The sequence below is a fragment of the Streptomyces sp. NBC_01116 genome (assembly GCF_041435495.1).
In the GTDB taxonomy this organism is placed as follows: Bacteria; Actinomycetota; Actinomycetes; order Streptomycetales; family Streptomycetaceae; genus Streptomyces.
In genome coordinates this window covers 4,536,919-4,550,835 of sequence record NZ_CP108644.1, presented here as the reverse complement: position 1 = coordinate 4,550,835, position 13,917 = coordinate 4,536,919, and the positions used below count along the sequence as shown (strand labels likewise).

Here is a 13,917-nt window from a genome sequence, read left to right as displayed (position 1 = left end):
GAGGATACGCAGAACGCGCGAGCCCGCCCCAACCGGACCACCCGCGCGCCCGCGGAACACCTCCGCCCCGCTACATCTCTTTCCCGCTTCCGCCCGCTACCGCTTCTCGAACGCCACCGGCACGGCCTGCCGCAACCGCGCACACCGGGGACACCGGATCAACCGCCCGGGCCCGATCCGGCCGGCCCCGAGCTGCTGCATCGGGAACGACGAGGTAGCGAAAACATGCCCTTCGGCACAGCGGACGACGGTGCGCTCCATCGACTCCATCAAGTCCCTTCCCCAACCACATATGGACGAGAAAGCCACATTAGGGGATGAACGAGACGCCACTCCACGCGGCACTCCGACCACCCACGCTACGCCCCCAACTCCCGCCCATCACACCCCCGTCCACCAGCCCTCCCCCACCGGGCACACGACACGGAGGCCCCACGGCTCATCCGCCGGGGGCCTGGCATGGGGTAGAGTGTGGAACGATGCAGCGCCGGTGATCGGCACGCTTCGCGGGTGTAGTTTAATGGTAGAACATGAGCTTCCCAAGCTCAGAGCGCGAGTTCGATTCTCGTCACCCGCTCTTTGATGAAGGCCCTGGTCGGAGACCAGGGCCTTTCTTGCGTTCGGTCGGCTCGGCATCGTGTGTGGAGGCCGTGCGGGCGGTTGGAACCGCGTGGTTGCGGATGGGCGTGGTGCCCTAACGTGTGCGGAAGAGAAGGGTGACGAGCCGCGTACGGGGGAGGCTTCCGGTGGGTGACGAGTCAGCGCTGGTGGATCGGATAGCCGAGCGGCGGGCTGGGTTCGGTGACCCGGAATCCCTGGTGGGAGAGCTGCGGCGGGCCTTGGTGCTCGTACCGTACGACCGAGGCGGGTTGTGGACCGCCGAGTTCGGTGGGATCCGGTGGGTGTGCGGGTTCACCGACGAGGCTGCGCTGGCCCGATTCGCCGAGGAGCGGGCTGCCGTGGAGGGGGCCGGAGTCGCCTCGCGGAGCTGGGAGTATGCCGCGTTCCGGGGGGCGCGGTTGCTGGACGAAGTCATTCCGGCGATGGGGGTGCCGGCCGGGGTCGCGGTGAATGTGGCCGATCCGGACGGTTCTATGTTGTTTCCGCCGGTGGTGGGGATCGTGCCGGATGCCGTCGCCGTCGATGCGGACGTACCGAGCGGGGGGCAGGACTGGTGAGCGGTACGGGGGCGGAGGACCTCAACGTCGATCCGGTCAGTGTTCAGCTGATCACCACCGGGCTGCGTGAGGCCGTGGCGGAGTTGAAGGAGGTCGGCACCGGTACGGGGGCCGTGCTGGGCAAGGGGCTGTCCGAGCTGTCGATGACCGGCATGGAGGCCGGGCATCACGGGCTGTCGGTTGATTTCGAGGACTTCTGCGAGCGGTGGGAGTGGGGGGTGCGGGCGCTGGTCCAGGACGCCAACGCGATCGCGGCGAAGCTGGGGCTTGCGGCGGGGATCGTGTGGGAGGAGGACCAGTACGTCGAGGGCACGATGAAGATCGTCGTGAACGCGGGCGTGGGGAATCCGCATGCGTCGGAGGACGAGATCGTCAAGCAGGACTGGGGCGATGTCTTCACCCCGGACTATCTGAGCCCGGACTACAGCCACGAGTCGTTCGAGCGGACAGCAGACGAGGCCGGGCAGACCTGGAAGGACACCGGGCGGGCGCTCGTCACCGAGGGGAACGGCGGACGTCAGGCGGACCAACTGAACGAGATGTTCGGCGTGGACCAGGACGCGTTCGACCGGTCCGTGGACGACACGTTCGGGCCCTCACCCGAGGAACGCGCCCGGCAGCAGCAGGGCGGCGGGGGGAGATAGGTCGTGGGGTTCAAGGATTTCGTCAGTGACATCACGCCCGATGTCGTCGAGGACGCGGTCGAGGACGGTGTCGAGTGGGCCGGTGACCGAGTCGAGAACGCCGGGAACTGGGCCGGTGACCGGCTGGACGACGCCGGCTGGGAGTCCGGAGCCGACTGGGTCCGGGAGAAGTCCCGATCCGTCGCGAACCGGATGGGCGCCGAGGTCGACGAAATGGACCTCGGGCAGACCGAGGACAAGACGAAGCTGATCTACGGCAGCCCGTCCGAGATCCGGTCCACCGCAACCCATCTGCGTACGTTGCAGGGCTCGTTCGACAAGGTCGGCGGCGGGCTCAAGGGAGTCGACTCCTCCGCGCTCAAAGGACAGGCGGCTGATGCGTTCCGGGACTCCGTGTCGATCGAGCCGCCGAAGTGGTTCAAGGCCGCCGACGCCTTCGAGAAGGCCGCCGGTGCGCTCGACTCCTTCGCCGGGACCGTGGAGTGGGCGCAGGGGCAGGCGCAGACCGCGATCGACAAGTGGAAGGCCGGGACCAAGGCGTCCGAGGACGCCAGGGACGCGCACAACGCGAAGACGACCACGTACAACAAGGCCGTCGACGCCTACAACGCCAAGCCCGCCGCCGACCGTGACCCTTCCTCGCTGCCGCCCAAGCCCGGCGCCTTCAACGACCCGGGCACGGGGCGGATGGAAGAGGCGCAAGAGCTGCTCGCGGAGGCGCGTAAGCAGCGCAACACGGCGGCCGAGACCGCGCGCAAGGCGGTAACGGCTGCGCGGGACACCGCGCCGGCGAAGCCGCGGTACTCCGAGCAGGCCATGGACGGCCTCGCCGAGTACCAGGTCATCAAGACCCATATCGCCGGCGGCGTCTTCAAGGGCGCGGCGGGGATCCTGAACTTCGCGCGCAGCGTCAACCCCACGGACCCGTACAACATCACGCACCCCGCGGAGTACGCGCTCGCGCTCAACAACACCGCCGCCGGGCTCGTCCGGGTCGCCAACGACCCCTGGGGCACCGGAAAGCAGATGATCGACGGGTTCATGAAGGACCCAGCCGAGGGGTTCGGGCGGCTTCTGCCCGACCTGGCCCTCACCGCCGCGACCGGCGGCGCGGGCGCCGGTGTCAAGGGCGCTCGGGTGGTGAAGGAAGCTGCCGACCTCGCCTCCGACGCACGCAGACTGGAGCGCGCCGCACCCGACGGCACCCACAACCGCCCTGACGGCATTCGCACTATCCAGGGCACCGACCCGGTCGACCTCGCCTCCGGGCGCATGTTCCTGCCCCAGACCGACGTGGTCCTGCCCGGTGTCCTGCCCCTGGCCTTCACCCGCCGGGTGGAATCGGGCTACACCGCGGGCCGGTTCTTCGGCCCCTCCTGGTCTTCCACCGTTGACGAACGCCTGGAGATCGACGCGGCCGGGGTCATCCACGTCACCGACGACGGACTGCTGATCACCTACCCCCATCCCGTGCCAGGGCTATCCACGCTCCCGGGCTCCGGGACCACGCGGGGCATCCTGGGCCGCGACGTAGACGGCGACTACACCGTCGCCGATCCCTCAACCGGTCTCGTACGCCACTTCGCGGCTCCGCCCGGATGCGAACCCGGTGGAGACGGTGCTGCCTGGCTCGTCCAGATCACCGACCGGAACGGGCAGACCATCTCCATCGACCGCACCGAGGACGGCACCCCCCTGGCGCTCGTGCATGCGGCGGGATACCAGATCCGGACCACGACGGACTCCGGACTCGTCACCGCGCTCGACCTCGTCGGTTCACCGCGCACGGCGAGCGACCACGTCGACGGTGACGCGCCGAAGCGCCTCATGGGGTATGGCTACGCGGATGGCAACCTCGTCACCGTCACCAAGCCGTCGGGCGCGTCACTCACGTTCACCTACGATGGCCGCCGCCGGGTCACTTCGTGGACCGACTCCAACGGCTCGCGCTACGCGTACGCCTACGACGACCAAGACCGGGTGGTCGCCGAAGGGGGCGAGGCAGGGCACTTCCAGCTCACTCTCACCCATGGCGAGCCGGATCCCTCAACCGGTCGACGGCTCACCACGCTGACCACGACCGACGGGCGCAGCACGAAGCACCTGATCGATGGCGCGTGCCGCATCCTGGCCACCACCGATCCGTTGGGCAACACCACACACTTCTCCTACGATGACTCGGGCCGTCAACTGACCCGTACCGACCCCGTCGGGCACACCACCGCCTTCGCCTACGATGCGGCGGGCAGACTCACCTCGATCATCCGACCCGACGGCAGCGAACAGCGCACGGACCGCAACCAGCTCGGTCTACCCAGCCGGTTCACCGGGCCCGACGGCGCCCGCTGGGAGCAGGAGTTCGACGACCGAGGCAATCGCGTCGCTGTGACCGACCCCGCCGGGCAGAGCACTCGCTACGGCTTCGACACACAGGGCCGTCTCGTCTCGGTCATCGACCCGCTGGGACATGTCACCAAGGTGAGCTGCGACCCGGCCGGGCTGCCACTGGAGGTCACCGACCCCCTGGGTGGCGTGACCCGCCACGAGCGGGACTCCCTGGGCCGCACCGTGCGCGTGACGAACCCGGTGGGGGCGGCCACCGTCTTCACATGGACTGCCGACGGCCATCTCGCGCAACGCACTGAACCCGACGGCACGACGGAGACCTGGACCTACGACGGTGAAGGAAACCGCCTCGCCCATACCGACCCGGTCGGCGGTATCACCCGTTTCGAATACACCCACTTCGACCTGCTCAAGGCACGAACGGGCCCGGACGGCGCGCGCTACGAGTTCACCCACGACGCGGAGCTGCGGCTGACCCAGGTCACCAATCCGCAGGGTCTGACCTGGTCGTACACCTATGACGATGCCGGGCGGCTCGTCTCCGAGTCGGACTTCGACGGTCGTGTCCACGTCTACCACCGGAACTCCGCCGGACAGATCAGCGCGCGCACCAATCCGCTTGGCGAGACCATCACCTACACGCACGACGCACTCGGCCGGGTGGTGGGGAAAGACGTTGCGGGCCGGAGCACCGCGTATACCTATGACCGGGCTGGACGTCTGGTGGAGGCTTCCGGGCCGGACGGCGATCTCATGTACCAATATGGGCGCGGGGGGCACGTCAAGACGGAACTGGCCGACGGTCGTGTGCTCACCTTCGCGCACGACGCCTTGGGTCGCCGTACCCACCGGACCACTCCCACCGGGAAGCGCACCACCCGCGAGTACGATCCGGCCGGACGTCTCACCGGTCTGAACAGCGGCGACCACCGCGTCACCTTCGCCTACAACGCCATCGGTCGCGAGGTACAACGCGCCTTCGGTGACACGGCCACCCTGACCTCGGCCTGGGACGAGGCGGGCCGTCTGTCCGCGCAGCACCTGCTGGCGGGCGATCGCTTGGTGAACCGCCGCTCCTACAGCTACCGGGCCGATGGTCATCTCGAGGCGTTGGACGACGCCTCGCGCGGCCTTCACCGCTTTGGCCTCGACGAGGCAGGCCGAGTCACCAAGGTCACCGCCGCCAACTGGACCGAGACATACGCGTACGACACCGCGGGCAATCAGACTTCAGCCTCTTGGCCCTCGTTCCACCCTGGCAGCGATGCGACCGGCGCGCGCGAATACGCGGGCACGACCCTCGTTAAGGCCGGGAAGGTGCGCTACGAACACGACGCAGCCGGGCGTATCGTCCTGCGCCAGATAGCCCGGCTCTCCCGGAAACCCGACACCTGGCGTTACGCCTGGGACGCGGAGAACCGCTTGGTCTCCACCGTCACGCCCGACGGCACCCGTTGGCGCTACCGGTACGACCCCTTGGGGCGGCGCACAGCGAAGCAGCGTCTCGCCCAGGACGGCGAGACGGTGCTGGAGGAGACCCGTTTCACCTGGGACGGCACCACCCTCTGCGAACAGTCCACCGACTCGGCCGATCTGCCCCACACCGTCACCCTGACCTGGGACCATCAGGGCACCCGCCCCTTGGCACAGACGGAACGTCTCCTGGATGCGAAGGCGTCCCAGGAAGCGATCGACGAACGCTTCTTCGCCATGGTCACCGACCTTGTGGGCAGTCCCACCGAACTCGTTGACGAGGTGGGCGCCCTTGCCTGGCGCAGTCGCACGGCCTTGTGGGGTACGACAGCCTGGGCCAAGGGCAGCACCACCTACACGCCGCTACGGTTCCCGGGCCAGTACTTCGATCCCGAAACCGGCCTCCATTACAACCACCACCGTCACTATGATCCCCAGACCGCCCGCTACCTCACCCCGGACCCTCTGGGGCTGACTCCCGCTCCCAATCCGTCCACCTATGTTCACAACCCTCACACCTGGGCGGACCCACTGGGGCTCGCTCCCGAATATCACGAGTTCTACTCCGTCCAGGATGCTGCCAACGCGACTCGTCTGCGAGGAGACGGAACACCCTGGCCGACAGAAGATATTCGTGGACAATACGGAGAAGGCGTCTACTCATGGGGGTCAGCGGAGGAAGCGGCTCGCTACGCGGAACGGCTCCGCGGCCGTGGAGCCGACGTCGAAGTTCTGAGATTCAGAATATCCGACTCAGATTTTTCGTCGCTACATAAAGCCGATGTCGTGGAGATGTCTCCTGCTGAGGCAGAAGCGTTCATGGACCGGTACAGTCGCCTGTACGGAGACGGAAAGCCTCACGACTTCGACTATATCCGCGGCCACACAGGGATGGGCGACGAGCACTACTTCCACAGGAGAATTTTCGATCTTCTCAATTTCGGCGACTGAGGGAAATCATGACCGAAGTATTCAAGTTCCGCTTCCGAGGTCCAGCAGGTGGGATCGCGGTCAACCTACGGGCAGAAGCCGCCACACTTGAAGGCGGGATCCCACCGCACAGCATGCAGATCTATAAAAAAGTCTGGCTCGGCCTACCCGCATCCGGCCTGCACTGGAAAGACGCCGCCTGGCTGGCGTTCGGGGTTTCCATTAACGCTCCCGCCCTGAGCGAACTCCTGCCCGACGGAATCTTCATTCACGCATCTTCACTCGATTACCCCTTGAGTGATTATCAGTCCGAGGCGGCGGCATTGGCCATGGACGGGTGGCTTCATGAGCGATTTGATATCGGAAGTTCAGGCGCTACCGTCAGGTATGAGGTTTCGGAAGGCCAGTTCACATTCACTTGGGGAGAAACTACCCACCCCTTCTCCGATGCGCCGAGCTGAAGTCCTCTGACCGATATCCTCAAGGACCCGCCTCACCGTCACATGTTCCAGCGATCAGGCTGCGGAGGCGCGCAAGCTCACAGGCAACGTCTCCGGCTATGCGGCAAAATCCGTAGCCCGCGCAGATGCGGCATCAGCATGTGGGCGACGACGCAGAGCTGCGTCAATGCGCGGCATCCCACTGCTCCGAGGGCCAGCCGTCGTGATGCCGTAAAGGCCAGCGGCGGATTCGGCTCCCAGCGGCCGAGAGCCGGGCGTCTCCGGTGCTGGTGCCCACGCTTCCCGGTCATGCCCCATCCGTGCCCAGCGGAGCGGACAGCAGCGGTCGCGTGCGGTACGTGGGAGGCCATGCCAACCTCGCACGTCTCGACCAAACACACAGGTCAGAGCCAATACGGCGTTCGAGCACCGCTGATTCCCAAGCTCAGAGCGCGAGTTCGATTCTCGTCACCCGCTCCATGAAAAAGCCCCAGGCCAGCGGCCGGGGGTTTTTTGTTGTCTGGACCAGTCCGTACCTCGTACCTATCTGCGCCACACGCCTGGTCGTCCGCCGCTTCACGCCGGGCCCACACGGGCTGGTCGAGGCCGGCCTCAACCTCGCGCTGCCGCTCCAGACGACAAAGGCAGCAGGACGACGAACCGCATGCCCGCTTCTGACGTGGTGGCCCCTTCAGCCCGCCTACCCGTGGTCAGCTCCGCAGTCTGCCTGGCACAGACGGTGAGATTGTTCAGACCGATGCCCTTTCGACACAGTTCAGCCTGTTCCTGGGGGCCAAGAGGTCCGTCCGCACCGCCGTAGACTATGTGAATTGCATCCGGCGTCTGGTCTAGGTTCTTCCTGTGAACCACAGCCGTTCCAACGCCGGAGCACCCCGCGGGCCTGACTTGCCGCTGTACCAGGTAGTCCTGTCGGAGACTGATTGGGGTTCTCTCGAGACGCCTTTTGGGAACGGTCAGGACCTTCCCGAGGTCCTCGGACAGCTGTTGACGCCCGACCCCAGGGCCCAGGTCCACGCTCTGTCAGAGCTAGGTGAGATGGTCGGCCACCAGAACACCATCTACGAAGCCACTGCTCCCGTCGCCATGTATGTCGCCGGCACCCTCACCCACCCGGCGGCTGCGACCCCCCGGCCGTATCGCAACGTCCCCATCCGCGCGGCACTGTTGAACTGGTTGGTTTCAACGGCTTACGACGCCTCCGACGAGGTTGCGAGCCGGACGGAGCAGTACTCCCCTGGCTTCCTGGCCCCCGGCACCGTCGTGGCGTCCTTCCGGGACCTGCGCCCGATGCTCTACCAGGCCGTCTCGCCCTTCCTCCGAGACAGCCACGAGGACGTGCGCGAAGCCGCCGTCATCGCCGCGCTCATCCTCGGCGAGCACCCCGCGCTCGCCGAGCACCGAGATCACCTCGCCGTGCACGCGCGCGCCATCCTGGACACCAGCAGCGACGCCCCCAACCGGCGTGTTGCCCGAAAGGCGCTCGAAGCGTGGGGCCACGACGCCCCCGCCTCCGAGCCTTTCCTGGAGGAGTCCTGGGACTGGGAGCCGCACGGTGATGGCCCCAGCTATCTCGAACCGCCCTTCTGACCGATACGCGCGTGGTCGGCGGGCTCGCACTCCCGGCGCCGGAAACCGCACCCTCCGGTCGCGAAACCTTGACCAGAAGGATCGGTGCCGCAAACCCAAGCCTGCACGCATACTCCAGCATGCTTACCGCATGTCCTCAACGACTCGCATCACCGTCACGCTCCCCAGCGACCAGGTGGCGGAACTACGCAAGCTCACGGACAACGTCTCCGGCTACGTGGCGGAAGCCGTAGCCCGCCAGATCCGGCACCAGCTCCTGGGCGACGACCTCCGCCACCACGAGGAAGAGCACGGAGGCTTCAGCAACGAGGAGCTCGCCGAAGCCCGCGCGAGGATCTTCGGCTCCGCCGGCTCTTCCAAAGGCGCGGACGCCGCGTGAGCGAGCGCATCGCGACCGTCGTCCTGGGCTCGGAAGGGCTCTCCGCCTGCGAGACCGCGCGCAAGGCGGTGACGGCAGCGCGGGACACCGCCCCTCAGAAGCCGCGGTACGCCGAGCAGGCCATGGACGGGCTCGCCGAGTACCAGGTGGTCAAGACCCACCTCGCGGGCGGCGTCGTCAAGGGCGCGGCAGGCATTCTGACCTTCGCGCGCAGCGTCAATCCCATGGATCTGTACAACATCACCCACCCCGCCGAATACGGGCTCGCGCTCAACAACACCGCCGCCGGACTCGTCCGGGTCGCCAACGACCCCTGGGGCACCGGCAAACAGATGCTCGACGACTTCATGAAGGACCCTGCAGAAGGCTTCGGCCGGCTCCTGCCCGACGCCGCCCTCACGGTTGCCACCGGCGGCGCCGGGGCCGGCGTCAAGGGCGCCCGGGTGTTGAAGGAGGCCGCCGACGTCGCCTCCGACGCCCGGAGGCTGGAGAACCGCTCACCCGAAGGTACCCATAACCGGCCCGACAGCGAGCGCACCAGCGGAGGCACTGACCCGGTTGACCTCGCCTCCGGTCGCATGTTCCTTCCTCAGACCGACGTGAGGCTCCCCGGCGTACTGCCCCTGGCGTTCACACGTCGCTTCGAGTCCGGTTACAGCGCCGGCCGGTTCTTCGGACCCTCCTGGTCCTCAACCGTCGACGAGCGCCTGGAGATCGATGCCAACGGCGTCATTCACGTCACCGACGACGGACTGCTCATCACCTACCCCCACCCCCTGCCCGGATTGCCCACCCGCCCGGAATCCGGCACCTCACGGAATTCCCTGAGCCGTGATGAAACCGGCGACTACACCCTCACCGACCCCGACACCCGACTGACCAAGTACTTCGCCGCGCCTCACGGAACAGAACCCGGCCAGGACGCAACCGCCTGGCTCGTCCAGATCGGTGACCGCAACAACAACGTCATCAGCATCGATCGCACCGCCGACGGCACACCGCAGGAACTCGTCCACTCCGCTGGGTACCGCCTGTCGCTCACCAGCACCGGAACAGTGATCACCGTACTGAGTGTGAGAGATGAGACCGGGGCAGCGATCCCCATCAGGTCCTACGGCTACAGAGGCGGCGATCTCACCACCGTCACGAAACCGTCCGGCGCCACACTCACCTTCATCTACGACGATCGGGGGCGGATCACCGCCTGGATCGACTCCAACAACCACCGCTACGACTACACCTACGACAACAACGACCGCGTGATCGCACAGGGAGGCGAGGGCGGACACCTGCAGATGACCCTCGCTTACACCGATCCGGACACGGCGACCGGCCACCGCACGACCTCTTTGACGACCGCGCGCGGTCACACCACCCGCTTTCTCGTCGGCAGAGGCAGCCGCATCCTCTCCACGACGGACCCGCTCGGCCATACCACTCGCTTCACCCACGACGCCCGCGGACGGCTGCTCACGCTCACCGACCCACTCGGTCGCGCCACAACTCACCAGTACGACGAGGAGGGGAGACAGACTGCGGTCCTCCACCCCGATGGCAGTGAGGAGCACATCGCCTTCGACCGGCTCAGCCTGCCAACTCACTACACGGCTCAAGATGGTGCTCGTTGGCTGCAGGAGTTCGACGACCTCGGTAATCGGACCGCCGTCACCGATCCCATGGGCCACACAACGCGCTACAGCTACGACGCTGCCGGTTTCCTGACCGGGATGACCAACCCGCTCGGAGCGGTCACCTCGATACGGTGCGATGCGTCAGGGCAGCCCGTGGCGGTCACGGACGCCGTCGGTGCCACCACCCGTTACCAGCGGGACCTCCTGGGTCGCCCTGTCCGGATAACCGACGCACTGGGTGCGACCACTGTCCTGGAATGGTCAGCCGACGGACAGCTGGCCAGTCGCACCACCTCTGACGGTTCCAAGGAGTCCTGGACCTACGACGGCGAAGGGAACTGTACGCGTCACGTCGACGCGCTCGGACGGGAATCCCACTTCGAGTACACGCACTTCGATCTCCTCTCGGCGAGCAGGTCACCTGGAGGAGCGAGTTTCGAGTTCCAGCACGATGGCGAACTCAACCTCACGCAGGTGCGGAACACGCTGGGCTCGGTGTGGTCGTACACACGCGACCCTGCGGGGCGGCTCGTTTCGGAGACGGACTTCGACGGCCGCACGCTCACCTACGAGTCGGACGCTGCCGGACAGGTAGTCACGCGCACCAACTTGCTGGGTGAGTCCATCACGTACGAGCGTGACGCGTGCGGCCGAGTTACCCGCAAGGACGCGGCCGGCGCGGTGACGACCTTCTCGTACGACCGAGCGGGGCGTCTGCTCCATGCTGTGGGGTCGGAAGGCGAACTGCTCTATCAGTACAACCGAATCGGTCGTGTGAAAGCAGAGATGGCCGACGGCCGAGCCATCACCTATACCTACGATGCGCTGGGCCGCCGGACCCAGCGCATGACACCCACCGGTCAGCGCACCAGGTACGCCTATGACGCCTCCGACCGGCTCGCCGAGCTGATCAGCGGCAACCGGACCATCGCATTCACCCACGACCTGGCGGGCCGCGAACTGACGCGCGCTTTCGGGCCCGAGCTGACCTTCAACTCGGCCTGGGACGGCGCCGGCAGGCTGGTCGCACAGCACATCTTCCGTGGCAAAGACACAGTGAGCCGCCGGTCCTACACCTACGACGCCGACGACCGGCTCACAGCGGTCGACGACACACTGCGCGGCATGTCGCGCTTCACCCTGGACGCTGTCGGCCGGGTCGTGTCCGTTACGGCGGACCAATGGGCCGAGAGCTACGCCTACGATGCCGACGGAAATCAGACTTCGGCGTCCTGGACTGCCTCCCATCCCGGCCAGGAGGCTACGGGGCCTCGTTCCTATACCGGCACGGAGATCATTCGGGCCGGCGCGATCCGCTTCGAGCACGATGCTCTGGGCCGGGTCACCGCCCGCCGGAAGGCACGGGTGTCCCGCAAGCCCGACACCTGGCAGTACACGTGGGATGTTGAGGACCGTCTGACGGCGGTGACCACCCCGGACGGCATCACGTGGCGCTACCGCTATGACCCTCTTGGCCGCCGCACAAGCAAAGTCCGGCTGTCCGACACGGGTGACCCCATGGGCGAGGAGGTCCGTTTCTCCTGGGATGGCACCACGCTCTGCGAGCAGACCACGTTGTCTTCGGAGCTTCCTCGTCCAATCACACTCACCTGGGATCACGACGGTATTCGCCCGATCGCCCAGACCGAACGCATCCTGTGCTCGACCACGCGACAGGACGTGATCGACGAGCGATTCTTCGCGATCGCCACCGACCTGATCGGCACCCCCACCGAACTCATCGATGAGACCGGGAACGTGGGGTGGCAGTCCCGCGTGGCTCTCTGGGGCAGCACGACATGGCCGAGGGACAGCACGACGTACACGCCGCTCCGCTTTCCCGGCCAGTACTACGACCCGGAGAGCGGCCTGCACTACAACCACCATCGGCACTACGATCCGCAGACCGCGCGCTACCTCACAGCCGACCCTCTCGGTCTTTCGCCCGCGCCCAACCCCCGTACCTACGTCCACAACCCCCACACCTGGTCCGATCCGCTGGGGCTCGGACCCTGCCCCCGAGGAGGGTGGGAAGAAAAAGCCGACTTCTCCAGCCAGAGTGTGATGAGCAAGAAATTCCACGCCCATGCGGGAGATTTCTTGGACGAGCCGGGTAATCTTAAAAAAGCGAATCTCCAAAGGTTCGAAGATAGTATGCGGGCTCACATAAAAGCGGATGACACGAAGATTTACCGATTCGACTACAGAGGCCAAGGGCAAGCGATCGGCTTCATTGACCCGACCACTCAGAAGATGGTCATGCTGCACGCGGACACCGGAAAATTCTGGTCGGGCTATAAACTGGGCGACAAGCAATTTCAGAGCATCATCGATAAAGGGTTCCTATGGTGATTGAGTCGAACGAGGGCGGAACTGAAAGCGCCATGACTGTTCTCGACAGGCAGGGCGCCTTCAGCGGACAATGGCTCGCGGCAGGAGAGAAGAAGATCGCCCCGGTGCCGGCAGGCAGCCGCACGGACGACTCTCTCGTCAGGCGTATCACCGAGGGATGCCGGACTGCAGGAGCCGACGCCGTCCTGGTGATTCACCCCTCCGCCGGGGCAATCGCCCCTGCGGACAGCCTGCCGCCGGCCGATCCGGGCCTTGTCTCGCTGCCTGCGGATCTTCTGCTCGTCGCTGCGAACCTGGAGGGCGCGGTCCTCTTTCCCGGGCCGGGCTACGCCTTGGTCGCCGGCACGTCGGCGTTCCTCGCGGGAGCGGCGCCGGAGGGAGTGGACCAGGCGCGTGCTCGCTTCGCCCGTTACGCTCGGGCAGCAGCACGGAAATGGCCCGCCCTGGAGTCGACCGCTCGATCGTTTCCTCCCGGACACATCGCCTGGAAGTACCCGAGGGACGTTCCTGAGGCCACCGCCACGGGCCAGCAGCTGGCACTTATGAGAGATGTAGCAGCCGGGCGCTGCACGGGGGCGGAATTCGCCGTCGGTTGGCTGGACGCACGTCGTCGTTCGCAGCAGCAGGGCGAGCGGGTCCGCGATCCGTTGGAGACTCTTCTCGATCGTGTCTTCTCGCTGCTGGAGGACTACTCCATCGACCCGCAGTTCAAGGAGCCGGAAGATTTGTCGGATGACGAACTGAAGAACGCCGTCATCGAACTGCTAAGAAAAGCGGAATGACCAGCGTGAGAGACCTCTGGGGACCGGCCACCATGGAGGCTGGTGCCGGGGTCGGCTCCTCGCGGGCGAGAGCCGGGCGCCTCCGGACGTGGCGTCCGATCCATTCAGGTCGTGCCCCATCCGTGCCCAGCAGAGCGGACAACAGCGGTCAGGT

The 13,917-nt window shown here is 66.4% G+C and carries 8 protein-coding genes and 1 tRNA gene; all 9 read left to right on the top strand.

From position 1 onward, the window contains the following. The first annotated feature begins 506 nt into the window (after positions 1-506). The 9 genes from OG245_RS19830 (at position 507) to OG245_RS19790 (ending at position 13,763) form a co-directional block, all read left to right on the top strand. Positions 507-577 (top strand) — tRNA-Gly (locus OG245_RS19830). Between the two features lie 169 nt (positions 578-746). Further along, positions 747-1,178 carry a hypothetical protein gene (locus OG245_RS19825; RefSeq protein WP_371624830.1) on the top strand — a complete coding sequence of 144 codons (432 nt, stop codon included), beginning with the start codon at positions 747-749 and terminating at the stop codon, positions 1,176-1,178. Continuing rightward, a complete protein-coding gene (locus OG245_RS19820; RefSeq protein ID WP_371624829.1) occupies positions 1,175-1,822 on the top strand; it encodes a hypothetical protein in 648 nt (215 codons plus the stop codon). The genes OG245_RS19825 and OG245_RS19820 overlap by 4 nt, the downstream gene beginning before the upstream one ends. A 3-nt stretch (positions 1,823-1,825) precedes the next feature. After that, on the top strand, positions 1,826-6,592 hold the full coding sequence (locus OG245_RS19815) for a putative T7SS-secreted protein (protein WP_371624828.1): 4,767 nt from the start codon (positions 1,826-1,828) through the stop codon (positions 6,590-6,592). Positions 6,593-6,600: 8 nt separating this feature from the next. Next, entirely contained in the window at positions 6,601-7,032 is a 432-nt protein-coding gene (locus tag OG245_RS19810) for a hypothetical protein (RefSeq protein ID WP_371624827.1), read from the top strand. Positions 7,033-8,067: 1,035 nt separating this feature from the next. Next, on the top strand, positions 8,068-8,619 hold the full coding sequence (locus tag OG245_RS19805) for a hypothetical protein (RefSeq protein ID WP_371624826.1): 552 nt from the start codon (positions 8,068-8,070) through the stop codon (positions 8,617-8,619). Between the two features lie 130 nt (positions 8,620-8,749). Then, complete coding sequence (locus tag OG245_RS19800; protein ID WP_371624825.1) at positions 8,750-8,998, top strand: hypothetical protein; 249 nt, start codon at positions 8,750-8,752, stop codon at positions 8,996-8,998. After that, entirely contained in the window at positions 8,995-12,981 is a 3,987-nt protein-coding gene (locus OG245_RS19795) for an RHS repeat-associated core domain-containing protein (RefSeq protein ID WP_371624824.1), read from the top strand. The genes OG245_RS19800 and OG245_RS19795 overlap by 4 nt, the downstream gene beginning before the upstream one ends. Further along, positions 12,975-13,763: a hypothetical protein gene (locus tag OG245_RS19790; RefSeq protein WP_371624823.1), complete on the top strand. Its 789-nt coding sequence runs from the start codon at positions 12,975-12,977 to the stop codon at positions 13,761-13,763. The genes OG245_RS19795 and OG245_RS19790 overlap by 7 nt, the downstream gene beginning before the upstream one ends. Positions 13,764-13,917: the final 154 nt, after the last annotated feature.